The 24,688-nt window shown below is 72.4% G+C and carries 17 protein-coding genes and 1 riboswitch; of the genes, 8 read left to right on the top strand and 9 right to left on the bottom strand.

Going from position 1 to position 24,688, the window contains the following annotated elements; all coding sequences use genetic code 11:
• Positions 1-167: 167 nt before the first annotated feature.
• The 3 genes from ABZ565_RS17580 to ABZ565_RS17570 form a co-directional block, all read right to left on the bottom strand.
• Entirely contained in the window at positions 168-353 is a 186-nt protein-coding gene (locus ABZ565_RS17580; RefSeq protein ID WP_361026954.1) for an antitoxin, read from the bottom strand.
• Positions 354-438: 85 nt separating this feature from the next.
• The gene (locus ABZ565_RS17575) at positions 439-1,965 is read right to left on the bottom strand and encodes an esterase (protein WP_361026951.1); all 1,527 of its coding nucleotides are present in this window, start codon (positions 1,963-1,965) and stop codon (positions 439-441) included.
• 220 nt (positions 1,966-2,185) lie between these two features.
• Positions 2,186-3,052 carry a LysM peptidoglycan-binding domain-containing protein gene (locus ABZ565_RS17570; protein ID WP_361026948.1) on the bottom strand — a complete coding sequence of 289 codons (867 nt, stop codon included), beginning with the start codon at positions 3,050-3,052 and terminating at the stop codon, positions 2,186-2,188.
• 3 nt (positions 3,053-3,055) lie between these two features.
• A riboswitch (cyclic di-AMP (ydaO/yuaA leader) is annotated at positions 3,056-3,240 on the bottom strand.
• Between the two features lie 421 nt (positions 3,241-3,661).
• On the opposite strand from ABZ565_RS17570, the gene ABZ565_RS17565 reads away from it, so the two are divergent.
• From ABZ565_RS17565 to ABZ565_RS17545, 5 genes are all read left to right on the top strand, one after another.
• Positions 3,662-4,504, top strand: coding sequence for a 2,3-dihydro-2,3-dihydroxybenzoate dehydrogenase (locus ABZ565_RS17565; protein WP_361026945.1), 843 nt, complete (start codon positions 3,662-3,664; stop codon positions 4,502-4,504).
• A 51-nt stretch (positions 4,505-4,555) separates the two neighbouring features.
• Positions 4,556-6,214: a (2,3-dihydroxybenzoyl)adenylate synthase gene (locus tag ABZ565_RS17560; RefSeq protein ID WP_361026942.1), complete on the top strand. Its 1,659-nt coding sequence runs from the start codon at positions 4,556-4,558 to the stop codon at positions 6,212-6,214.
• Between the two features lie 32 nt (positions 6,215-6,246).
• Complete coding sequence (locus tag ABZ565_RS17555; RefSeq protein WP_361026939.1) at positions 6,247-6,879, top strand: isochorismatase family protein; 633 nt, start codon at positions 6,247-6,249, stop codon at positions 6,877-6,879.
• Between the two features lie 164 nt (positions 6,880-7,043).
• A complete protein-coding gene (locus ABZ565_RS17550) occupies positions 7,044-9,254 on the top strand; it encodes a helicase (protein ID WP_361027008.1) in 2,211 nt (736 codons plus the stop codon).
• A gap of 281 nt (positions 9,255-9,535) precedes the next feature.
• The gene (locus ABZ565_RS17545) at positions 9,536-12,817 is read left to right on the top strand and encodes a GH92 family glycosyl hydrolase (RefSeq protein WP_361027005.1); all 3,282 of its coding nucleotides are present in this window, start codon (positions 9,536-9,538) and stop codon (positions 12,815-12,817) included.
• A 60-nt stretch (positions 12,818-12,877) separates the two neighbouring features.
• Here the strand turns inward: ABZ565_RS17545 and katG are convergent, their stop codons facing one another.
• The 4 genes from katG to ABZ565_RS17525 form a co-directional block, all read right to left on the bottom strand.
• Positions 12,878-15,109: a catalase/peroxidase HPI gene (gene katG, locus ABZ565_RS17540; RefSeq protein WP_361026936.1), complete on the bottom strand. Its 2,232-nt coding sequence runs from the start codon at positions 15,107-15,109 to the stop codon at positions 12,878-12,880.
• A 435-nt stretch (positions 15,110-15,544) separates the two neighbouring features.
• Complete coding sequence (locus tag ABZ565_RS17535) at positions 15,545-16,159, bottom strand: class I SAM-dependent methyltransferase (RefSeq protein ID WP_361026933.1); 615 nt, start codon at positions 16,157-16,159, stop codon at positions 15,545-15,547.
• 36 nt (positions 16,160-16,195) lie between these two features.
• Positions 16,196-18,418 (bottom strand): serine/threonine-protein kinase, encoded by a 2,223-nt coding sequence (locus tag ABZ565_RS17530; RefSeq protein ID WP_361026930.1) that lies wholly within the window; start codon positions 18,416-18,418, stop codon positions 16,196-16,198.
• A 190-nt stretch (positions 18,419-18,608) separates the two neighbouring features.
• On the bottom strand, positions 18,609-19,829 hold the full coding sequence (locus tag ABZ565_RS17525; protein WP_361026927.1) for a chitinase: 1,221 nt from the start codon (positions 19,827-19,829) through the stop codon (positions 18,609-18,611).
• 176 nt (positions 19,830-20,005) lie between these two features.
• On the opposite strand from ABZ565_RS17525, the gene ABZ565_RS17520 reads away from it, so the two are divergent.
• Genes ABZ565_RS17520 through ABZ565_RS17510 form a run of 3 tightly spaced genes read left to right on the top strand, consistent with a single transcriptional unit; the run spans position 20,006 to position 22,808 of the window.
• Positions 20,006-20,854 carry a hypothetical protein gene (locus tag ABZ565_RS17520; RefSeq protein WP_361026924.1) on the top strand — a complete coding sequence of 283 codons (849 nt, stop codon included), beginning with the start codon at positions 20,006-20,008 and terminating at the stop codon, positions 20,852-20,854.
• A gap of 26 nt (positions 20,855-20,880) precedes the next feature.
• On the top strand, positions 20,881-22,113 hold the full coding sequence (gene fahA, locus ABZ565_RS17515; protein WP_361026921.1) for a fumarylacetoacetase: 1,233 nt from the start codon (positions 20,881-20,883) through the stop codon (positions 22,111-22,113).
• Complete coding sequence (locus ABZ565_RS17510) at positions 22,110-22,808, top strand: helix-turn-helix domain-containing protein (protein WP_361026918.1); 699 nt, start codon at positions 22,110-22,112, stop codon at positions 22,806-22,808. The genes fahA and ABZ565_RS17510 overlap by 4 nt, the downstream gene beginning before the upstream one ends.
• A 52-nt stretch (positions 22,809-22,860) precedes the next feature.
• On the opposite strand, the gene ABZ565_RS17505 is transcribed toward ABZ565_RS17510, so the two are convergent.
• Together ABZ565_RS17505 and ABZ565_RS17500 are read right to left on the bottom strand one after the other, a co-directional pair.
• Entirely contained in the window at positions 22,861-23,019 is a 159-nt protein-coding gene (locus ABZ565_RS17505) for a hypothetical protein (protein ID WP_361026915.1), read from the bottom strand.
• 144 nt (positions 23,020-23,163) lie between these two features.
• Positions 23,164-24,351, bottom strand: coding sequence for a cellulose-binding domain-containing protein (locus tag ABZ565_RS17500; protein ID WP_361026912.1), 1,188 nt, complete (start codon positions 24,349-24,351; stop codon positions 23,164-23,166).
• Positions 24,352-24,688 lie beyond the last annotated feature (337 nt).

The following is a 24,688-nucleotide window of genomic DNA, read 5'->3' as shown; positions in this document are numbered from 1 at the left end:
GTCACACAGCCAGGATGCGCCCGGGCGGGCGGTGCGGCACGTCGGAGGCGCCCCCGGCACGGGCGGCCGAGGGGGCACGACGCGCAGGAGCGGTGGACGCCACGGCTGTGGCGTCCACCGCTCCCTCACAGCCCGCGCGAGCGCTCCCTCACGGCCCGTGCGAGCGCTTACCGGCCCTCGTCCGGCGGTCGGTCACCGAACTGGTCATTGAGCTTCTGCTGGGCCGAGTCGACCTGACCGCCGTACTTGCCGCCGGTCTTCTTGTCGACGTAGTCGCCGCCCTTCTCGACTCCCTGGCGGGCCTGGTCCGGATGCCCCTTGATCATGCCCTTGATCTTGTCGAGCATGCTCATGACTGACCTCCTAGAGACGCTGACCGTTCCAGCATCCACGCCCCGCCGTGCCCTCGCATTCCGGGACGGGCGGGTACGGGCGGTCCTACTCGTCGATCGCCTCGCCGAGGTGGGCGTGCGTCCGGGGCGCGCCGAGCGATCCGCCGTCGAAGGTCCACGATCCGGTGGCGGTCACGCCTCCCTGGCCAGCGGGCAGCACCCACACGACCCCGTTGAACACGTCCTCGCCGGGGGCGGCGGCCAGCAGGCCGAACCGTCCGTCGCCGTCGGGGTCGATCAGGCGCACCTGGCCGCCCCAGTGGTCGTTGGTCTCGGGCACACCGAGCACTTCCCCGGAGTCCTGGTCCCAGGAGCGGACCCCGGACACCGTCAGACCGCCGGCCGCGCCGCGCAGCACCCACACGGCTCCCGCGTCGCCCCGGGACAGGTCCGGGTCCGGCGCGCCGATGTCCTCCAGCGGGGCGCCGATGGCCACGTCCGCGTAACCGTCGCCGTCGGTGTCGGCCACCGACAGGTCGCTGCCCCAGCCGTCGCCCTGCTCGGAGACGCCGGGCACGCCCGGGGAGTCCTGCGTCCACCAGACGGGTTCGGTGCCGGGTCCGGCGGCGCCGACGACGGGGCCGTCGCCGGCGCTGCCGTAGTAGACGCCGACCACACCGCCGTCCAGGGCGCCCCCGCCGGTGGTGTCGGGGCGGCTCGGCGTCCCGGTGACGAGGTCGTCGTAGCCGTCGCCGTTGATGTCACCGGAGGCGACGACGGGGCCGCCGCGGAGGGAGCGCTCGAAGCGGAGCCCCTGGACCTGTCCGGAGAAGCAGGCGGACCAGCCCTCCCCCGGGTTCGTGCCCGTGGTCGTCCCGGAGACGACGAGGTCGGCCAGGCCGTTGCCGTCGTAGTCGCCCGTGGTCAGCGACTTCGGGTCGATCTCGTGTCCGGGTTCGGCCGGGATCACGTTCTCGCGCTGGGCGGGCGCGAGAGGCGCGGCGTCCTTCTTCAGCAGGGCGGGTTCGTAGCGGAAGAGGATGAGGTCGTACCGGTCGGTGACGGCCAGTTCGTCGCCGGGGACGTCGGGGCTGAAGTGGGCCGCCGCGAGCGCGCTGCCGAATCTCGCCGACGCGCGGGGCTCGGCGGCCTGGAGCCAGTCGCTGTCGGCCCCGGTGAGCCCCTGCGGCGACCCCCACAGCACGACGGCACCCCCCGCGTCGCCCACGGGCTCGATGTCCTCGCCCGGGACGCCGACGACCGCGTCGTCGTAGCCGTCGCCGTTCAGGTCACCGGTGGCGACGGACTGGCCGAAGGCGTCGCCCGTCTCGGCGGCGCCCCGCACCCCGGCGGTGTTCTGGCTGAAGACGGCGGAGGGGCTGGTGCCCAGGCCGCTGCGGGAGCCGTACTGGACGGTGACGAACCCTGCGCCCTGCTTGCTGTCGATCGTGGCCCCCGGCGCGCCGATGAGCACGTCGTCGTAGCCGTCGCCGTTGAAGTCGGTGTTGCGGTCCTTCGCCTGCGTGGCGCCGGGCGCGGACGGGCCGGCATAGGCGGAGGGCGCGGCGATGGCCGCGCCCGTCAGCAGGAGGATCGAGGCCGCGAGAACGGCGGCCGGACGGTGCGTACGCACAAGTGGCTCCTTGGATCAAGGATGGCCGGGCGGATCCGGGGGGTGCCGGGAAGAGCCCGCTGTCTTCCTGGACGCCCTGTTCGACACCTCTTGTGGCCCAAGGGTTGTACGGATTTCTCGCAACAAGAGCGGTACAGCACGTGAAAGGGGTGGAAAGAAGCGCTTCCGCTTCTTTCCACCCCTGCTCACGGCCCTGCCCCGAGCCCGGGGCGGGTGTGTATCAGTACGCGCCGAAGACGTTGTCCATCGAGCCGTACGTGGCGGCGGCGTAGTTGCACGCGGCCGTGATGTTGGCGACCGGGTCGTAGATGTCCATCGACGTACCGGGCACGTGGTAGGCGTCGAAGGTGGGCTGGATCACCTGGAGCAGGCCCTTGGAGGGCGTGCCGTTGACGGCGTTGACGTCCCAGTTGTTGATCGCCATCGGGTTGCCCGAGGACTCGCGCATGATGTTGCGGTAGATGCCGTCGTAGCTGCCGGGGATGCCCTGCTGCGCCATGATGGCCAGGGATTCCTTGATCCAGCCGTCGAGGTCGTCGGTGTACGCGACGGCCGTCTGGGTCTCGGCGGGCTTCTCGGCGGCGACCGGGACGACGGTGCGCTCGGAGCGGTCGGCGCGGTCGGCGCTCTCCGCCCGGGGGGCGGTGTCGCCGTTCTTCTCGGCGGTCTCCGCCTTGAATACGCTCTTCTCCGCGGCCTTCGGGGCGGCGGCCTCGGACTTGGCGCCGATGGAGAGCTTCAGACCCGGGTGAATGAGGTCGGGGTTGCTGCCGACAGCACTGCGGTTGTCCTTGTACAGCCGCTCCCAGCCGCCACTGAGGGAATACCCCTGGGCGATCTTGTAAAGCGAATCGCCGGACACCACGGAATAGGTGGTGGGGGCGGCCTTGCGCACGGCAATTTCCTTGCCGGCGACGGAAGTCGGGGCCGCTGCCTTTTCGGCGACGACGCTCTTGGCGGGGGCGGCGGAGGCCGATCCGGCCGCGATCAGGGGGAGCGCGAGAACGGCTCCGCCCGCGCTGACGGCGATGAAACCGCGGGTCAGGGACGCGGACTTGGCACGACGGTGCTTACCCGGGATGGGCATGGCGTATTTCCTCTCCGTCGCCTGCGAGGTGAGCTGTCGGGTTCGGACTGGAGATGTCCGGTCGCGCATGGCGACTTCACCCCTAGCCGCTCCGGATTCCGGACCGGCGGCAAACCTGGGTCCCCCGCTCCTGCCGTACGTGAGTGGTCGGGTTACCGGACGGCGGCAGGATTCGGCGTTCCATCCGGATTGATGACGGGACCGTAAGCGAGAAACGACGGCCGGAACAAGCCCGGAATTGCTGATCACAATTGTTTTGCAAGATCAATCAAAGGAAATGCTCATGATCGCCCGCGCCGAGGGAAGGCAAATTTCTTGGCACGACTGGGAACCGGGAGATCGGATTGCGCGTCAGAAACGGCCGACGTGACGCTGCCCACTGAAATCAGAATGTGCGCATGCGTCCGTTTTGAGTGCATCTGACAGCATCAAATCCACCCTAAACGCCCTCAATTGACTTCTTGCCCTTACAGGACAAAAGGGGCATCGCGCAGCGTGCGGGCGGGTCGTGACGCCGGTTCCGACCCCCTGGCTCGCGTGATCACTCTATGGTTAGGCTTACCTAAGTGTTGCCGTCCCCGTTCGCCGTCACAGGGAGACCCCAGGACCATGGCGCCGCATTCCGCCCCTTCTTCCCGTCGTCCCCCCGTCCCCGCCCCCGCCGACCGGGAACTCACCGGCCGGCTGGCCCTCGTGACGGGAGCCGGACGCGGCATAGGCGAGGCGGTCGTGCGGGCCCTCGTCGCACGCGGCTGCCGGGTCCTGGCGACCGACGCGGCCCCGGAGGGCGTCGACGCCCTCGCCCGGGAGTACGAAGGGAGCGTCGTCGCCCGGGCGCTGGACGTCACGGACGCCGCGGCCGTCGAGGCCCTGGTCGCCGAGGCCGAGGACACGCTCGGCGCCCTCGACATCGCGGTCAACGTGGCCGGGATACTGCGGTGTTCACCCGTCACCGAGCTGACCGACGAGGACTGGCGGGCGACGTTCGCCGTCAACACCGACGGGGTGTTCCACGTCTCGCGGTCCGCCGCCCGCCGGATGGCGGACCGGGGCGCGGGCAGCATCGTCACCGTCGCGTCCAACGCCGCCGGCATCCCCCGCACGACCATGGCGGCGTACGCCGCGTCGAAGGCCGCGGCCGTCATGTTCACCAAGTGCCTCGGTCTGGAACTGGCTCCCCGGGGCGTCCGCTGCAACACCGTCTCGCCCGGCTCCACGCTCACCGACATGCAGCGCGGGATGTGGCCCTCCGATGAGGCCCACGACGAAGGCCCCGCCGCTCAGCGCGTCATAGCCGGGGACCTGGCGAGCTACCGCACGGGCATCCCGCTCGGCCGGATCGCCGAACCGGCCGACATCGCCGAGGCGGTCGCCTTCCTGGTGTCCGACCGGGCCCGCCACATCACCCTGCACGACCTGTACGTCGACGGCGGCGCCACCCTGCGCGCCTGACCCGTCCGCCCGGCGCCCCGAAAACGGCCCTCCCCCTGGAGACCTGGAACGATGACTGCCTCACCGTACGAAGACGCCCCGACCTGGCCCGCCGAGTTCGCCGCCCGCTACCGCGCGGCCGGGCACTGGCGCGGCGAGACCTTCACCGGCATGCTGCGCGAGCGGGCCGAGGCCCATGGCGACCGGGTCGCGCTGATCGACCCCGCGCCCGAGCGCCGCGCCTGGACGTACCGGGAGCTGGACGAGCGCGCGGCCCGGCTGGCGGCCGGCTTCCGGGCGCGCGGTATAGCCAAGGGCGACCGGGTCGTCGTCCAACTGCCCAACATCGCCGAGTTCGCGGAGGTCGTCTTCGCCCTCTTCCGGATCGGCGCGCTCCCCGTGTACGCGCTGCCCGCCCACCGTCAGACGGAGATCGGCTACTTCTGCTCCTTCGCCGAGGCCGTCGCCTACGTCATCCCGGACCGGCACGCCGGCTTCGACCACCGGGCGCTGGCCACCGCCGTACGGGAGCAGGCGCCCACCCTGAAGCACGTGTTCGTCGTCGGCGACCCGGGCGAGCACACCGCCCTGTCCGACGTGCCGTGCGAAGCGGCCCGGGAGCCGGACATCGGGCCCGAGCCGCACGACCTGGCATTCCTCCAGCTGTCGGGCGGGACCACAGGGGTCCCCAAGCTCATCCCCCGTACGCACGACGACTACATCTACTCGCTGCGCGGCTCCAACGAGATCTGCGGCGTCGACGCGGACACCCGCTTCCTCGTGGTTCTGCCCGCCGCGCACAACTTCCCGATGAGCTCGCCCGGCTGGCTCGGCACGCTGTACGCGGGCGGCACGGTCGTCCTGTGCCCGCGCCCCGATCCGGCCACGGCGTTCCCGCTCATCGAGCGGGAACGCGTCACGATGACGGGCATGGTCCCGCCGCTCGCCCTGGTGTGGACGGACGCGGCCGCTTCGGCGGAGCAGGACCTGTCGAGCCTCGATCTCATCCTCGTGGGCGGCGCCAAGTACAGCGAGACGGCGGCCCGGCGCCTGGAACCGGCGCTCGGCTGCCGGCTGATGCAGGTCTTCGGGATGGCCGAGGGACTCGTCAACTACACCCGGCTGGACGACGACTACGAGACCGTCGTCAGCACCCAGGGCCGGCCGATCTCCGAGGACGACGAGGTCCGCATCGTGGACGACGCCGGACAGGACGTTCCCGACGGGCAGTTCGGGCATCTGCTGGCCCGGGGGCCGTACACGATCCGGGGCTACTGGCGCGCCCCCGAGCACAACAGGAGCGCGTTCACCGCGGACGGGTTCTACCGCACGGGTGACATCGTGCGCCGCACTCCGAGCGGCCATCTCGTCGTGGAGGGGCGGGCGAAGGACCAGATCAACCGCGGCGGCGAGAAGGTCGCGCCCGAGGAGATCGAGAACATCATCCTCGCCCATCCGTCGGTGCACGACGTGTCGGTGGTCGGTGTGGCCGATCCGTATCTCGGTGAACGCACCCTGGCGTACGTGATTCTGCGCGAGGGCGCCGAACCGCTCGGGGCGCTCGCCGTGAAGCGGCATGTGCGCGAGCGCGGCATCGCCGCGTACAAGGTGCCCGACCTCGTGGAATTCGTGGACGTCTTCCCGCAGACGGGGATCGGCAAGGTCAGCAAGAAGGGCCTGCGCACCGGTGCGGCCCCCGCCTCCGCGTCAACTCCCCCCGCACAGAACTGAGTCCGCCCCGCGCGGCACCGAAAGGCTTCCCCATGGCACTTCCCGCCATCGCCCCCTATCCCCTGCCCGGCGCCGGTGAGCTCCCGGCGAACCGGGTCGGCTGGACCGTCGACCCGGCGCGCGCCGTGCTGCTCGTCCACGACCTCCAGAACCACTTCCTGCGCGCCTACCGCCCCGGCGAGGAGCCGCTGACCGGCATGCTCGCGAACACGGCCCGCGTGATCGAGGCGAGCCGCGGCGCCGGGATCCCGGTGGTGCACTCGGCGCAGCGCGGTGGCCAGAGCGCCGAGGAGCGCGGTCTCCAGCTGGACTTCTGGGGGCCGGGGATGGCGGACGACCCGGAAGCCCTGGCCGCACCGGACGAGGTGGCGCCCGCGCCGGGCGACACGGTCCTCACCAAGTGGAAGTACAGCGCATTCGTCCGCACCGAGCTGGAGTCCCTCATCCGCGACGGCGGCCGCGACCAGCTGGTGATCACCGGTGTGTACGCGCACATCGGCGTGCTGATGAGCGCCGCCGACGCGTGGATGCGCGACATCCAGGCGTTCGTGGTGGCCGACGCGGTCGCGGACTTCTCGCGCGAGGACCACGACATGGCGCTGCGCTGGGCGGCGGGCCGCTGCGCGGTCGTGACGACGACGGAGGAACTGCTGCAAGCCATCTGAGCGGGCAGGCATTCGAAATCCCCGGTCCGCAATTGCGGACCGGGGATTTTCTCACGTATATTGAGTGGTTCTGTGCGCCCATAGAGAAAGGCCCCGCAACGGGGGCCAACAAGAATCACCATATCCGCCAGGGAGCTGTTTTGTCAACTCGGGAAAGCGCCGAATTGCAGAAGGAGCAGGAATACATCGACCGGCTCCACCACCGTGTCGACGTCCTGCGTGGTGACGCCGCCGAGCACGTCCGGGCCGCCCTGACACCGGTCGGCACCGGCCAGCAGGCCCGGCTCGAACGCGATGTCCTGGTCGCCGAGCGCTCCGGTCTGCTCGCCGCTCTGAACGCGGTGGACGGCTCGCTCTGTTTCGGCCGTATCGATCTCACGGACGGAGTCGCGCACCATATCGGCCGTATCGGAATCCGCGAGGACGACAGCGAACACACGCCTTTGCTGATCGACTGGCGCGCCCCGGTCGCCCGCCCCTTCTATCTCGCCACGAACCACACCCCCATGGGTCTGCGCAGACGCCGCCACCTCACGACCGAGGGCCGCACGGTCACCGAGCTGCACGACGAGATCCTGGACGTCGGTGACCGGGAGCGCACCGGTTTCGAGGACCCGAGCGGCGACACGGTCCTGCTCGCCGCGGTGAACTCGGCGCGGACCGGACGCATGGCGGACATCGTGCGGACCATCCAGGCGGAGCAGGACCGCATCATCCGGGCTCCGCACCGGGGTGTCCTGGTGGTCGAGGGCGGACCCGGCACCGGAAAGACGGCCGTCGCCCTGCACCGGGCGGCGTTCCTGCTGTACGAGCAGCGGGAGCTGCTGGCCAAGCGGGCGGTGCTGATCGTGGGCCCGAACCCGGCCTTCCTCAGCTACATCGGCGAGGTGCTGCCCTCGCTCGGCGAGACCGGCGTCCTGCTCGCCACCCAGGCCGAGCTGTTCCCCGGCGTCTACGCCCGCTCCACGGACACGCCCCGGGCCGCGGCCGTGAAGGGCGGCGCGTCCATGGCCGAGGCGCTGGCGCTCGCTGTGCGGGACCGGCAGCTGCTGCCCGAGCCGGGCGCCCCGCTGATCGTCCCGCACGACGACGGCGACCTGATCCTGGACTGGGAGATCGCCTACGAGGCCCGGCAGGCGGCCCGGGACACCCGGCTGCCCCACAACCTCGCCCGGCCGCACTTCGCGTTCCGGATCATCGACGCGCTGACCGCCCAGCTCACCGAGCGCATCGGCGCCGACCCGTACGGCGGCCCGAACTTCCTGGGCCCGGACGACATCGCCCAGCTCGGCAAGGCGGTCGCCGTCAGCCAGGACGTGCACGCCGCCATCGACGAGCTGTGGCCGGCTCTCACCCCGGAGGGCTTCCTCGCCGACTACCTGGCCGAGCCGGTCCACCTGCCGGAGGCGGACGCGGCGGCCATCCGGCGGGCACCCGGCGAGGGCGGGTGGACCCCGGCCGACGTCCCGCTGCTGGACGAGGCGGCCGAACTGCTCGGGGCCGACGACAGTGCCGAGCGGGCGGCGGCCGAGGCGGAGCGCCAGGAGCGGATCGCGTACGCCCAGGGCGTCCTCGAACTGTCCCGGGGCTCGGAGTCCTTCGAGTTCGAGGACGAGGAGTCGGAGCTGCTCGCCGCACACGACATCATCGACGCGGAGCGGATGGCGGAGCGCCAGGAGGAGGCCGACCACCGCAGCGCGGCCGAGCGGGCCGCCGCCGACCGGACGTGGGCGTTCGGGCACATCATCGTGGACGAGGCGCAGGAGCTGTCGCCGATGGCGTGGCGGCTGCTGATGCGGCGGTCCCCGACCCGGTCGATGACGCTGGTGGGCGATCCGGCGCAGACCTCGGAGGAGGCCGGGGTCGGCTCGTGGCAGGACATTCTGGAGCCGTACGTGGGCGACCGGTACGAGCATGTGCGGCTCGGGGTCAACTACCGTACGCCCGCCGAGGTGATGGAGGTCGCGGCGAAGGTGCTGCGGGCCGAGGACCCGTCGTTCGAGCCGCCGGGGTCGGTGCGCTCCACGGGCGAGGTGCCGTGGGTGCGGGACGCCGGGGCGGACCTGGCGGGCGCGGTGGCGCGGGCTGTCCAGGAGCTGACGCCCGACGAGGGGCGCCTCGCGGTGATCGCGCCGCGCGAGCTGCACGAGGAGATCGCGGCACCGCTGGACGGGGTCGCGCCCGGCGGCGAGCCGGATCTGACCCGGACGGTGGTGCTGCTGGGGCCCCGGCAGGCCAAGGGCCTCGAATTCGACCACGTCCTGGTGGTGGAGCCGGGCCGGTTCGGGACGAGCGACCTGTACGTGGCGCTGACCCGTGCCACGCAGCGGCTGGGCATCCTGCACCGGGAGGCGCTTCCGGCGTCCCTGCGCTGACGGGCCCGGGTCAACCGGGTGCGCGGGCCGGGCTGTTGTACGAGGACAGCCCGGCCGGACGGGCGGATTCCGGGGAGCCTTGACACCCCGGACCGGCAGGAGGAGCATCCTCACGTCGTTGACAACGTTGTCGGGGCGACGTCGTTCCTCCGCGGTCACGGCGCCGGCCTCGCGCCGCGTTGACCGTCCGTCACATCAGAAGGGCAGGAACGGTGCCACAGACGCACAAACGTCGTACGCACACCGCGATCCGGGCCGTGGGCTCCGTCACGGCCGCCGCCATGGCCGTCGCGGGGCTCGCGGTCGCCACCACCCCCGCTTCGGCCGCGCCGGGCAGGGATCTCGTGAAGAACCCGGTGTCGTACGTCGATCCCCTCATCGGCACGTCCAACGCGGGCAACACCTACCCGGGTGCCGTGCAGCCGTTCGGCATGCTGGCGTGGAGCCCGCAGAATTCGAGGGGCAAGCAGGTCTCGACGCCCGCTCCCGGCGGCTACCAGTACGACGCGAAGAAGATCCGCGGCTTCAGCCTCACCCACCTCAACGGTGTGGGCTGCTCGGGCGCGAACGGCGACATCCCGATCATGCCGTACGTGGGCGACGTGGACTCCTCCCCCACCTCGGACACCACGGACGCGAAGTACGCCGGCGACTTCTCGCACGACGACGAGACGGCGAGCGCCGGGTACTACAAGGTCGGCCTGGCCAGTGGCGCCTCGGCGGCGCTGACCACGACGGCCAGGACGGGGTCGGGGAAGTTCGGCTTCCCGGCGGACAAGCCCGCCAGCATGCTCTTCCGCACCTCCAACTCGGAGACCGGCAGCACCGACGCCACCGTGCGGATCGACAAGGCCGCGCGGACGGTGACGGGTTCGGTCACGGCGGGCAACTTCTGCGGACCGCAGAGCGCCAACAACCGCAAGGACCTCTACACGCTGTACTTCACCGCCCACTTCGACAAGCCCTTCGCGAAGGTCGGCACCTGGAAGGACGGCACCCTCACCCCCGGCTCCACCTCCGCCTCCGGTGGTACGGGCTACAGCTCGTCCGGCAACGCCGTGGAGGGCAAGGGCTCCGGCGGGTACATCACCTTCGCGGACGGCACCACCGAGGCGCGCGCCAAGGTGGCCGTCTCATACGTGAGCGCCGCGAACGCCGAGGCCAACCTCCGTAAGGAGAACGGGCCCGGCAGGAGCTTCGACGCGGTGAGGCGGCAGGCCGCGGCCAACTGGGACAAGGCGCTGAAGGCCGTCGAGATCGGCGGCGGCACCGACACGCAGCGCACCGCGTTCTACACCGCGCTCTACCACTCCATGCTGGAGCCGACCCTCACCAGCGACGTGGACGGCCGCTACCTCGGCGCCGACCGCAAGCCGCACCGGCTGTCCAAGGGGCAGAAGGCGCAGTACGGCACCTTCTCCGGCTGGGACCAGTACCGGGCGCAGGTGCAGCTGATGGCGCTGCTCAACCCGCGGGCGGGCAGCGACTACGCGCAGTCCCTGTTCAACTACGCCAACCAGCGGGACGGGGAGTGGGACCGCTGGCTGCTGGAGAACGGCAAGACGAGCGTGATGTCGGGCGACCCCTCCGACGCGGCGCTGGCCGGGATCTACGCCTTCGGCGGCCGTGACTTCGACGTCAGGGGCGCGCTGAAGTCGCTGGTGAAGGCGGCGACCGTGCCGACCGCCAACGACTCCGACAGCTCCGGCTGCAACGTGGAGTGCGTGGGCCAGCGCCCCGCACTCGACAAGTACCTGGAGCTCGGCTACGTACCGGCGGACAACTGCCACTGCTGGGGCGGGGCGGCCGAGACGCTGGAGGACGCGGCGGCCGACTACGGTCTGTCCGAGCTGTCCCGGCGGCTGGGCAACAAGGGCGACGCCGAGAGGTTCCTGGACCGGTCGGGCAACTGGACGAACGTGTTCGACGCCAACGCCACCGAGCACGGCGGGTACATACGCGACCGGAAGTCCGACGGCAGCTGGGCGGGCACCTTCACGCCCGGCACCGGAGCCGGGTTCGTGGAGGGCACCAGCGCCCGGTACACCTGGATGGTCTACTCCGACGTGGCCGGTCTCGCCGGCGCGATGGGCGGCAACGAGCGCGCCACCGAGCGGCTCGACGCGTTCTTCCGTACGCCGGACGGGAAGTTCGACTTCTCGGCGAAGGACGACACGCGCTACGACCCGACGAACGAGCCCGACATCAACGCGCCCTACCTGTACAACTACTTCGGCGCCCCGTACAAGACGCAGGAGACGGTCCGCGCCGAGCTGGACCAGCTGTGGACCGACGGTCCCGGCGGGATTCCGGGCAACGACGACGCGGGGACCATGTCGTCCTGGTACGTCTTCTCGGCGCTCGGCGTGTATCCGCAGAACCCGAGCCGCGCCGATCTGACGCTGACCGCGCCGCTGTTCCCGCACGCGGTGGTGCACACCGGGCACGGCAAGAGGATCACCATCGAGGCGCCGGCCGCCTCGGCGGACCACACCTACATCCACGGGCTGAAGGTGAACGGGCGTACGTCCACGAAGACCTGGGTCGATGACTCGCTCGTGGAGCATGGCGGGCGGCTGGACTTCACGCTCGGCACGGCGCCCGACACCTCGTGGGGCAGCGCACCGGCCGACGCCCCGCCGTCCTTCCCCGGCGGCGGGCTGAAGTACTTCACGGGTGCGTCGCCCGACCAGCTCAAGGTCGAGCCCGGCGGTGAGGGCACGCAGACGGTCGTCAAGGTGCAGAGCCTGGAGACGAAGGCCACCACCGTGCACTGGAAGGCGGAGGCGCCGGACGGGGTCACCGTCACCCCGTCGGAGGGCGACTTCACGGTCCCGGCGAGCGGCGCGGCGCAGGCGAAGCTCACCGTGTCGGCGGGGAAGGACACCGCCGAGGGCTACTACACGGTCCCGGTGACGCTCACGTCCTCGTCGGGCACGGAGCTGCCGAAGACGTCGGCGGCGGTGACGGTCGCCGAGAGGAACGGCCTGCTGTGGAACCGCAACAGCACCGGGATCTCGGCGGACGACGCGAACCCGCAGGCCAACTTCGACGGTGAGGGCTGGAGTTACTCGGCCCAGGCGCTCGCGGCGGCCGGTGCGAAGCCGGGCGGCACGGTCTCCTCGGGCGGCTTCGACTTCAGCTGGCCGAAGGTGAACGCCGGTGACCCCGACAACATCGAGGTGGTCGGTACGAGCCCCCAGGTGCTGAACGTCTCCTCCGGGCAGGGCGACACGAAGCTGGCGTTCCTCGGCAGCGCGGCCGAGGGCAAGGCGTCGGGCACGGTGACGCTCACGTACACCGACGGCACCACGCAGCAGGCCGAGATCGGCTTCAGCGACTGGACGCTGGGCGGCGGCTCGCAGCAGCCGTCGTACGGGAACACGGTGGCGGTGCACACCGAGTACCGCGATGTGCAGGGCGGCGGAAAGGACCCGGTGGGCACCGAGGTCTTCACGACGGCGCCCATCGCGCTCCAGGCCGGGAAGCAGCTCGCGTCCGTGACGCTGCCGTCCGCCACGGACGGCGGGATCATCCACGTCTTCGCGGTGGCCACCGCCTGACGCCACCCGGGCAACAGCGAGGGCCGGCCCCCACGTCGGGGGCCGGCCCTTGCGGCGTCGTCAGACCAGGTCGAACCGGTCCAGGTTCATGACCTTGTCCCAGGCGGCGACGAAGTCGCGCACGAACTTCTCCTTGGCGTCGTCGCTCGCGTAGACCTCGGCGACGGCGCGCAGTTCGGAGTTCGAGCCGAAGACCAGGTCGGCGCGGGTGCCGGTCCAGCGGACCTCACCGGTGACGGCGTCGCGGCCCTCGAAGGCGCTCTGGTCGTCGGCCGTCGACTTCCACGTCGTGCCCATGTCGAGCAGGTTGACGAAGAAGTCGTTGGTCAGCGTGCCCGGCGCGTCGGTGAGCACACCGTGCGAGGTCTGCTGGTGGTTGGCGCCCAGGACGCGCAGACCGCCGACGAGGACCGTCATCTCGGGCGCGCTCAGGTTGAGCAGGTTCGCCCGGTCGAGCAGCAGGTACTCGGCGGGGAGCCGGTTGCCCTTGCCGAGGTAGTTGCGGAAGCCGTCCGCGACGGGCTCCAGCTCGACGAAGGACTCCACGTCGGTCTGGTCCTGCGAGGCGTCGACCCGGCCCGGGGTGAACGGCACCTCGATGTCCGTGCCTGCGTCCTTGGCCGCCTTCTCGACCCCGGCGGCGCCCGCGAGGACGATCAGGTCGGCGAGGGAGACCTGCTTGCCGCCCGTCTGCTCGGCGTTGAAGGACTCCTGGACGGACTGGAGCGTACGCAGGATGCCCGCGAGGCGGTCCGGGTCGTTGACCTCCCAGCCGCTCTGCGGTTCGAGGCGGATGCGCGCGCCGTTGGCGCCGCCGCGCTTGTCGCTGCCCCGGAAGGACGAGGCGGAGGCCCAGGCGGTGGAGACCAGGTCGGAGACGGACAGGCCGGAGGCGAGGACCTTCTCCTTGAGCGCGGCGATGTCGGCGGCGTCGATCAGCTCGTAGGTGCGCTCGGGCAGCGGGTCCTGCCAGATCAGCGTCTCCTGCGGGACCTCGGGGCCGAGGTAGCGGACGACCGGGCCCATGTCGCGGTGGGTCAGCTTGAACCAGGCGCGGGCGAAGGCGTCGGCGAACTCCTGCGGGTTCTCGTGGAAGCGCCGCGAGATCTGCTCGTACGCCGGGTCGAAGCGCAGCGACAGGTCGGTGGTGAGCATGGTCGGGGCGTGGCTCTTCGACGGGTCGTGCGCGTCGGGCACGGTGCCCGCGCCGGCGCCGTCCTTCGGCCGCCACTGGTGGGCGCCTGCGGGGCTCTTGAACAGCTCCCACTCGTAGCCGAAGAGGATGTTGAAGAAGCTGTTGTCCCAGGTGGTGGGGGTGTCCGTCCAGATGCCTTCGAGGCCGCTGGTGATGGTGTCGCCGCCCTTGCCGGTGCCGTACGAGCTCTCCCAGCCGAGGCCCTGGCGCTCCATCGGGGCCGCCTCGGGGTCGGGGCCGACGTGGTCGGCGGGACCGGCTCCGTGCGTCTTGCCGAAGGTGTGGCCGCCGGCGATCAGGGCGACGGTCTCCTCGTCGTTCATCGCCATGCGGCGGAACGTCTCGCGGATGTCGCGCGCCGCGGCGATCGGGTCCGGGTTGCCGTTGGGGCCCTCCGGGTTGACGTAGATGAGTCCCATCTGCACGGCGCCGAGCGGGTTCTCCAGCTCGCGGTCCCCGGTGTAGCGCTCGTCGCCGAGCCAGGTGGTCTCGGGGCCCCAGTACACGTCCTCGTCGGGCTCCCAGACGTCCGCGCGGCCGCCGCCGTAGCCGAAGGTCTTCAGGCCCATGGTCTCCAGGGCGACGTTCCCGGTGAGGACGAGCAGGTCGGCCCAAGAGAGGTTCTTGCCGTACTTCTTCTTGACCGGCCACAGCAGGCGCCGCGCCTTGTCGAGGCTCGCGTTGTCCGGCCAGCTGTTGAGGGGGGCGAAGCGCTGCTGGCCGGAGCCCGCGCCGCCGCGGCCGTCACTGATGCGGTACGTGCCGGCGCTGTGCCAGGCCATCCGGACCATGAAGGGGCCGTAGTTGCCGAAGTCGGCGGGCCACCAGTCCTGCGAGGTGGTCAGCACCTCGGCGATGTCCCGCTTGACGGCGGGCAGGTCGAGCGCGTTGAACGCCGCGGCGTAGTCGAAGTCCTCGCCGAGCGGGTTGGCCACGGCGGGGTTCTTGGCGAGAATCCGCACGTTGAGCCGCTCCGGCCACCACTGGCGGTTGCCGCCGCCCTGGGTGGGGTGCGGCGCGCGACCGTGCGCGACGGGGCAGCCGCCGGCCTCCTCCGACTTGGGGTCGGTGACGATCGCGTCGTGGTTCTCAGTCATGGAATTCCTTCCGGACGGGGCGGATCTCGGTGCTCTGAGAATGTGGGGGGCGGGTGGCCTGACCGGTCTCGCCCGGAGGGGGCGTCCTGCCCTGGCTTCGGCCGGAACCGATCCTACGATGGACCTAGTCCAAGTCAATACGAACACGCGATGGAATGGATCAACGGGCGCCGTATATTGCCCCCGGGGAACAATGGTTCGCCCGGGGGATTGCATGCTCGTACGGCCAGGGGGCGCCGTCGTCGGCCGCCCGCGGCCGTCCTGCTCTGCGCCCTCGCCGCAACCCGGTGACGGACCTGGTACGGGTGCGGGGCACCTTCGTCCCGCCGTCCGCGCTGCGGCTCCGCCCGCACGAGGTCCGGCGGCCGCACGGGCATGCACCGCGTCGAGCCAGCCTTCCCGAAGGCCCTGTGCGCGACGGGAACCGCGGCCCGACTAGCCGTCCCCCCGCCGGTGCACGCTCACCGCGTAGCCGCCGCCGTCGTACGGGGCGGCGTCCCAGGTGGCGAAGCGGTCGACGGGGGCGAGCCCCGCGGCGGCGCAGTGGGCGTCGTACTCGGCGAGCGTGAGGCCGGGAGGTACGGGGAGGTGGGCCTCGTCCAGGCCGAACCCGGCGACCAGCAGACCGCCCGGGCGCAGCGCTCCGGTGAGGCGGGCGACGACGGTGGCCTCGGTGCCGGGGGCGAGCAGCGCCATCACGTTGCCCGCGGCGACGACGAGGTCGAACCCCGGGTCGATGGAGAACGCGGCCGGGTCGAACGCGGCCAGATCGGCCCGGAACCAGGGCAGCCCGGGCGCCTGCTCGCGCGCGACGGCCAGCATCGAGGCGTCGACGTCCACGCCGGTGCAGTCGTACCCGAGCTCCGCGAGCCGGATCGCGACCCGGCCGGTGCCGCAGCCGGCGTCCAGCACCCGTGCCCCGGCGGGCACCAGGGCGGCGCAGAACCCTGCCTCGCCGTGCATGTCCTTGCCGCTGCGGGCCAGGGCCGCGAAGCGGGCGGCGTAGTCCTCGCCCGAGGTGTCTCCGGTCAGTTCGGTCCAGCGGTTCATGCGGGCCACTGTAGACGGGGCCCGGGGGGGCGACCGTCAGCCCGACTTCGGCGGGTGGCCGGCGTCGAAGGCGAAGAGGGTGTTCCGGGCGGCCGCCACGATCACCGCGCGCCCGGCGACGGCCACGCGGGGGCTCGCGCCCTCCTCGCCGGTCGGACCGTCGGCCCTCGGGTCCGTCGCCCACAGCACCGTGCCGTCGGACGGGGACAGGGCGACCACACGGCCGGTGGCGGAGCTGAAGAACAGGGCACCGTCCCCGGCCACGGGACCGGAAGCGCCCTCCACGCTGGTCTGCCGGGACCACTTCTTCCGGCCGGTGGCGGGGTCGAACGCGGTGACGCGGCCGGTCCGCCCGCTCACGTACGCGGTGCCGTCCGCCATGCCGGGCGTGCCCGCGTACGTGGTGGGCAGCGGGGCGTCCGTGACCTTCCCGGAGGCCGGGTCGACCTGGACCACCGCGTCGTAACCGGTGAGCGCCGGTCCGTCCAGGTGTTCCCTGAGCAGGACCAGCCGGCCGCCGGCCACGCCCACCGGCACGGCGGGGCCGTCGACCGCGATGGCCTCGCCCCAGGTGCCGGAGGCCGGGTCGAGGGGGTACAGGGCCGGGTGGCGCACCGCCGAGGCATCGAGCTCGGCGTCGGTCGCGCACATGGCGAGCAGCCGGGTGCCCACGGGGACGGGGGCGCACCGGGAGCCGGCGGGGAACGGCGCCGTCCAGGCGAGGTCGCCGGTGTGCGCGTCCCTGGCCTCCAAGGCGGTGTCGGAGGCGTCGACCGTGATCACGTCGGTGCCGAGCACCACGGCGTCCCGGGTCCGGCCGGTGACGGCCGTCGACTGGGCGCCGGAGGGCGTGGCCCACAGTTCCTCGCCGCTGTCGGCGTCGAGGGCGACCACCTCGTCGGAGGTGCCCCGCGGGTCGTCCTGGGCGGCGATGCGGTAGCCGAGCACGGTGTCGTCGGTGGCGCCGACGAGGTGCAGGCCCTGGACGGGCACGCCCGGGCTCTTCGCCGTCCAGGCGCGTGAGCCGTCCCGGACGTCGATGCGGGCGGCGATGACCCCGCCGCCCCCGCAGAACACGGCGTCGGCGCGGGCGACGCACCGCAGTTCGTCCGGGATGTCCTCGCGGCCGCCCGCCACCGTCACGCGCCAGGGCCTGAAGCCGTCGGGCAGGGTGCCGGCGGGCGCGGCGACCGTGCGGGCCTTGCCGTCGTCCGGCTCCTCGCCGAAGCCGCCCGCCTGGAGGGCGGCGACTCCCCCGCCGATCGCCGCCACGGCGACCGCCGCCGCGAGCACGGGCCGCCAGCGGCCGCGCAGTCGTCGACCGCCGAGGGATCCGGTCTCCTCCGGGGCGGGGGTGGCCGGCGCCGGGGTGTCGCGGGTGGCCAGGTGGTGCTGGGTGGCCACGTCCCGGGTACGGCCGGGGGCGCGCCCGGCCGCCGCCGCGCCGCCGAGGTCGGCGGGCAGGTCCCGTAGCAGCTCCAGGAGCTCGTCGGCCGAGGGCCGGCCCTCGGGCTCCTTGACCAGGCACGGTTCGACGGCCGTGCGCAGCGCCGCCGGTACGGCGTCCAGCGAGGGTTCCTCGTGCACCACCTGGTAGGCCGTGAGGTAGGGGCTGTCCGCGTCGAAGGGGCCGTGGCCCGTGGCCGCGTACACCAGGAGGGTCGCCAGCGAGAAGACGTCGGAGCGCGGTCCGACGCCGCGCGGTGCCTGGAGCTGTTCCGGCGACATGAAGGGCGGGGTGCCGATGACGCGTCCGGTCATCGTCAGGGTCTGCTGGTCGGCGGCGCGCGAGATGCCGAAGTCGATGACGCGCGGCCCTTCGGGGGACAGCACGACGTTCGACGGCTTCAGGTCGCGGTGGACGACCCCGACGCGGTGGATGTCGCGCAGCGCCTCGGCGAGTCCGATGGCCAGGTTGCGCAGTCCGGACCCGTTCAGCGGGCCTTCGGCGGCGATGCGCTCGGCGAGGGTGGGGCCCTCGATGTAGGTGGTCGCCATCCAGGGCTGCTCGGCCTCGGGCGCGGCGTCCACCACGGCGGCGGTGAAGGCGCCGCTGACCCGGCGCGCCGCCTCGACCTCCTGGCGGAAGCGGATACGGAATTCGCTGTCGCCGGCGAACTGCTGGTGGATCAGCTTGATCGCGACGGGCCGGCCGGAGCTCGTACGGGCCAGGAAGACCGTGCCCATGCCACCTGAACCGAGCCGCGCCTCCAGCGGATAACCGCCGATCTCGGCTGGATCGCCTGCGCGCAGCGACACTCTTCCCGACCTCTCGTCCCCGTGCGCCTGTGCCGCCACGGACCGCCCGTCTGTGCTGGACACAAACTAGCCGCAGGGTGGTGGGGGTGAGCAAAGCGGGTGACACGTGCGGGCGGGTCCGTGGTACGGGCCGCCCCGGCCGGGGCCGGGGCGGCCCACCGGACCGGCGGGTCATCGGCGGGTCAGTGGGTCAGCAGGGGCCGAGGTCCTGCCAGACGCCCCATTCACCGGTGGAGCCGGGCGTCTCGTTCTGGGTCCACCACTTGGCCTTCCAGGTGTGGCCCCCGTACGAGACGGTGTTGCCGCCGGTGTAGACGGCGCCGGCGCTCCACGCGGCGGCGGTGCAGCCGCCGGTCGGGGGCGGCGTGGTCGGCGGGGTGGTGGTGGGCGGGGTGACGCCCGCGAACCTCACCGAGTACTTCGCGAAGTCCCAGTCGGCCTGCGCCACGCTGCTGCACGTTCCGGAGGTCTTGCCGTTGTTGTCGGGCGGGGTGCACTGGCGGTCGCGGTTGAGGGACCAGAAGGTGAAGCGGTCCATGTGGTGGCCGGTGGCGAAGTCCAGGACGGTCTGGAAGTCGGCCTGGGTGAAGTACTCCCCGGTGTCGCTGCGGCCGTTCATGCCGGAGAAGCCCTCGTGGGCGTACGCGGTCGCCTCGTCCCAGCCGAAGGTGGTGCGCAGGATCGCGTTGAAATTCGTCAGGGCGCTCGTCTGGGCGGCGGCCCCGTTGAAGCCGCCGTCGAACGGCATGATGGAGAAGTTGTTCGGCGTGAAGCCCTGCGCCTTGGCCTCGTTGAGCATCTGCTTGCCGAACCATCCGGTGCCGTCGGCGGTCGCCGCCGTGGTGACCGAGACGTAGAGGCCCGGGTTGTTCTGCTGGAGGATCTTGGCGGCGCCGATCTCGCGGGCGATGGCGGCCGTGTTCTCGTACTCCGGTTCCTCCAGGTCGAAGTCGATGGCCTTCAGCTGGTACTTGGTGATGACCTGCTGGTAAGCGGCGGCGGTGGAGGCCGCGTCGGAGCAGGTCTGGCCGAGCTTCGTCCCCCCGTAGCCGCCGATGGACACCGACACGTCGCCGCCCTTGGCGCGGATCGCGCTGATGACGGAGGCGACCGCGGTGTCCGAGGAGACCGGCGACGTACCGTCCCAGGTGGGGCTGCAGCCACCGCCGTTGGGCGCCAGGATGAAGGCGAGCTGGAACGCCTTGAGGCCGGTGGCGTCCATGATGGCGCCCGCGTCCGGCGGGTTGTTGTCGTGCGGCATCAGATAGGGGGCGGCGGCGTACCACCGGTTGGAGAGCGCGGCGGCGTCGGCGGACGCACCCGAAGCCTGCTGTGCGGCGAAGGCCGCGAGCCCTGCGGTGGCCAGGGCGGCAGTGGCCACGCCGGAGAGCAGAGCGCGAAGACGTCTCATGGAGGCTCCTGTCGGGAGAAGGTGCCGCCAGAATCGAAGGATGACGCATTCACGTCAATGAGTTGGCCTAGACCATTGCGCATTCTTGAAGCTCCCACCGGGCCATCGGGGGCCGCGTGACCGATATCGGAACACGATCCGTCCGCATTGCGGTCTCCTCGGTTAGGGTGTCGCGCGTGCCCTTCCCTCTCGCCTTCCGTCACCTCGTGGACGACGCCGCGGTCTTCCCGCCCGGACTGGCTCCGCTGCCGCGCGCCGTGGCCGATCACGCCGGGCATCTCGCGTCCGGCCACGCCGAGCTCGTGGGCCCCTTGGTGATCGGCGCCGACCGGCTCGGTGAACTGGCCGGGCTGGCCGGACCCCGGCTGTTCCCCGGCGGGCTGCGGGTGAGCGTGGTGGCCGGACCGGCCGCGCTCCCGGCGGTCCTGGCCGCCTTCGCGGGGACCGACCGGCTGGTGCCGGCGGCCCTGGAGTTGAAGCCGGACCCCGCCCGGCCGCTCGGACCCCAGATCGAGGAGCCGGCCGCGCTGGGCTTCCCCGGGACGGTGTACGTCGAGGTGCCGCGCCCCGGTGCGCCGGAGTGGGAAGAGGCTCTCGCGCTGGTCGTACGCCAGGGCTTCCGGCTGAAGTTCCGCACCGGCGGGACCGAGGCGGCGGCGTTCCCGGCCGAGGACGAGGTGGCGGCGTGGATCCACGGGGCCGTCGCCGCCGGGGCCGCCTTCAAGTGCACGGCCGGGCTGCACCACGCGGTCCGGCACACCGCCGCCGCCACCGGATTCGAGCACCACGGCTACCTCAACGTGCTCCTGGCGACCGCACGGGCCCGCGCCGGAGCGTCCCTGCCCGATGTCCGCGCGGCCCTGGCCGAGCGCGACCCGGAGGCGCTGGCCCGTGGCGTGACCGCGCTCCCGGCCGCCGAGACCGCCGCCGCGCGGGAGGCGTTCGTCTCGTACGGGTCGTGCAGCGTGCTCGAACCGCTCGAGGACCTGACCGGCCTGGGCCTGCTGGGCCCTGCCACCACCTGACCACCCGTCACCGAAGGGCACCACGTATGACCACCCACCCCGTCACCTGGGTCGAGGCCGCGGCCGGCAGCGCGTACGACGTGGACAACCTCCCGTACGCCGTCTTCTCCACCACGGACACCGCCCCGCGCGTCGGCGTCCGCATCGGCGACCACGTCCTGGACCTGGGCGCCGCCGCCACCGGCCTGCGCCCCGACTGGGCTCCGCTGCTCGACGCGCCCGCGCTCAACCCGCTGATGGCCGCGGGCGCGACGGCGTGGGCGGAGGTCCGGGCCTGGGCGACCGGCCTGCTCACCGACACCGCGCACCGCGACCGCGTCCGCCTGGTGCCGCTGGCCGATGTCACGCTGCACCTGCCGTTCGAGGTCGGCGACTACGTCGACTACTACGCCTCCGTGGACCACGCCACGAACGTCGGGCGCATCTTCCGGCCCGACGGGGACGCGCTGATGCCCAACTGGCGCCATCTGCCGGTCGCGTACCACGGCCGCGCGGGCTCCATCGTCGTCTCGGGCACCCCGGTGCACCGCCCCGCCGGACAGCGCAAGGCACCCACCGACCCGGCGCCCACCTTCGGCCCGTCCCTGCGCCTGGACATCGAGGCCGAACTCGGCTTCGTCGTCGGCCGCACGGTCCCGCTCGGGCAGCGCGTCGCGACCTCCGAGTTCGCCGAGACCGTGTTCGGCGTCACCGGCGTCAACGACTGGTCCTCGCGCGACATCCAGGCGTGGGAGTACGTCCCGCTCGGCCCCAACCTGGGCAAGTCCTTCGCCACCAGCATCGGCGCCTGGGTGACCCCGCTCGCCGCGCTGGAGCACGCCCGCACCGAGCTGCCCGGCCAGGAACCCGCCGTACTGCCGTACCTGCGCGAGGAAGGCCCGTCGGGCTACGACATCGACGTGGAGGTCGAGGTCAACGGCACGGTGGTGGCGCGTCCGCCGTACGCGTCCATGTACTGGTCGCCCGCGCAGATGCTGGCCCACCTCACGGTCAACGGCGCCTCGCTGCGGGTCGGCGACTTCTACGCGTCGGGCACCATCTCCGGCCCCGGGAAGCACCAGCGCGGCTCGTTCCTCGAACTGTCCTGGGGCGGCAAGGAGACCTGGACGGCGGGCGGCGAGGAGCGCACGTTCCTCCAGGACGGCGACGAGGTCGTCCTGCGCTACTCGGCGCCCGGCGCGCGGGGGCGCATCGGCCTGGGCGAGGTCCGTGGCAGGATCCTCCCCACCATCCGGCCGCTCCCCGAAGAGGTGGAATGACACCGCCGAACGACTCCGAGAGCGGCGGCTCGCAGACCCTGGAGCGCGGACTCGCCCTCCTGGTCGAACTGAGCCGCCACCCGGAGGGTGTGACGACCAGTCAGGTGTCGGCCGCGACGGGGTTGCACCGCTCCATCACGCACCGGCTGCTCGTCTCGCTCCACCGGACGGGGTTCGCCGCGCGCGACGACAGCGGCCGCTACACCGTGGGCCCGGCCGTGACCGGGCTCCTCGGTGGCGCCGGCCCCAGCCTGCGGTCCGTCGCGGAGCCCGTCCTGCAACGCCTCGCCCGCCGCCTGGACGCCACCGCGAGCCTGGTCGAGGCCGTCGGCACCGCCGCGGTCACCACGGTGGTGGCCGAACCACCGACGGACGGCCCGCTGTTCTGGTACCGCAAGGGCAGCCGCGACCCCCTGGACCACGGTTCCGGCGGCCTGGCCGCCCTGGCCTCCGGGTCCCCGCGCACCACCGAACCGCCCCGCGTGCAGGCGATCCGCGAGGCCGGCTACGTCATCACCCACAGCGAGGTGAACATCGGCGCCCACGGCATCGCGGCCCCCCTGCCGGGCTGGCCCGTCCGGGCCGCGATCAACGTGGTCACCTCCGACCCCGAACTCGCCGACCGGGCCGTCCCGCACGTCCTGGAAGCCGCCGCGGCGGTCGGCACCCTGCGCGGCCACCTCGGCATGGAGTGACCCGGCGGGAGCGGAGACGCCTCCGCCGGTCCGCCGGCGGTCGCTCGTGTCCTCAGGCGGGGCTTCCCCGCCCGTCCTCCTCGCTCCCCTCGTCCCGCCGGTCGCCCTCTGCCTGGGAGGGCGTGGTGCGCGAGGGCTGGTCCTGCCCGTTCCGGTCCGTCTCCTCTTCGTCCCGTCCGCCTTCGGCCTGGCTGGGGGTGGTCTCGCTCATGGCGCCTCTCCTTCGCGTGGCCCGCAGCGCGCAGACGCTGCGGGGCGGACAGTCCGCCCTCCGGGTACCCGGACGAACCACGACGAACCGGACCACGCACGCGCGGGCGCGTACCGGACACCACGGCCGGTACGCGCCCACCCGTCAGCAGCCGATCGGCGCGGAGCCCACGGCCACGTCGTCGAACCACAGGGTGTCGTCGCCGACCCCGTAGCTCTCCCAGCCGAGCCGCAGGGCGGTGGGCCGGGGCGGGGTGGTCCGCGAGAGCCACTGGTCGTCCACGTCACGCGTGGGGACGCCGTCGGCGTGCAGGCCAGGCACCTGCTCGTCGCCCAGCCAGGTGTCGAGCCCCGGGGCCGAGGTGTCGACCGCGAACCGCAGGCACTGCCAACTGCCCGTCGGCAGGGGCCTGCTCAGCCCCACCCCGGTCGGACTCTGCGCCGGGAGCGTCGCGTCGTCGATCTCCCGGTTCCACTGGAGCGCCCCGTTCTGCCCGCCGATCCTCAGGGCCTTGCCGCCCTGGGAGCTGTCGGGCATCGACACGAAGGCGACGTGCGCCGCCGGAAGCGCCGTGGTGTGGCGCACCCACATGCGGACGTACAGCACGGGGCCGACCGCCGACAGATCGGCGGTGGAGGCCACGAAGGCGTGGTTGCAGTAGCCGGCCTTCCCGTCGAGCCTCAGCGAGCGGGTGCCGCTGTGCGCGGTCCCCGTGTCCACGGCGGCCGTCCCGGTGCCCTGGCAGTCGGGTGCGGTGAACCGCCAGTTCCCGGCGGGGGCCGGGCCCGCCTGGTCCTCGAAGTCGTCGCAGACGACCGCGTCACCGCACTCGGCGGAGGGCGGCGTGGTGGGCGGCGGTGTCGTGGGAGGCGGTGTGGTCGGGGGCGTGGTGCCGTCGCCGCCGCACGAGACGCCGTTGAGGGCGAAGTCGGCGGGCGCCGGGCCGCCCGACTGCGCGGTCCCCTGTACGCCGAACGAGACGGTGCCGCCTTCGGCCACCGCCCCGTTCCACGCCGTGCTGACGGCGGTCACGGCGTGGCCGGTCTGCGTGACGGTGGCGTTCCAGCCGGAGGTGATGCGCTGGTCACCGGCGTACGTCCAGGTCAGCCGCCAGTCGCTGAGCGCCGGGCCCTCGTTGGTGACGCGGACCTCGGCCGTGTAGCCGCCGGTCCACTCGTTGGCGGTGTAGTCGACCTGGCACCCGGGCGCGGACTCCGCCGCCGCGGCCGGTCCGCCGGCGGGCATGGCGACGAAGAGCGACAGGGCCAGCGCGACGGCTGAGCCGGCCGCCGTCCAGGGTCTGCGCAGTAAGCGGCGGGGGTGGGTGGTCATGTGCGCCTCCTCGGGGCGGGGGGAAATATGGGAGCGCTCCCATGCATGAGAGCGACTTGACGGCACACTGTCAATATGGCGGCAGGCGCGGGACTTCCGAGGACTCGAAAGTTTCGCCGTGCGAGCTCCTGCCGCGACGCCACCGCAGCCCCTACCGCCGCAGCCGCACTCCCGGGAACGGCACCGCATACCATCTGACGTGCACCGTTGCAGCACAAGCCGGAACCGTACGAGACCGACGCTTTCGAAACAGTTGCCGAAACTATTGACAGTCGCCGGAGGCGGCCCAAAAACTCCGTGCTCAGGCCCGGCCGTGCCGCCCGTGCGGCCGGAACTC

The organism is Streptomyces sp. NPDC016469 (assembly GCF_040632905.1).
Classification (GTDB): Bacteria; Actinomycetota; Actinomycetes; order Streptomycetales; family Streptomycetaceae; genus Streptomyces.
This window is presented reverse-complemented; position numbering and strand designations above follow the sequence as displayed.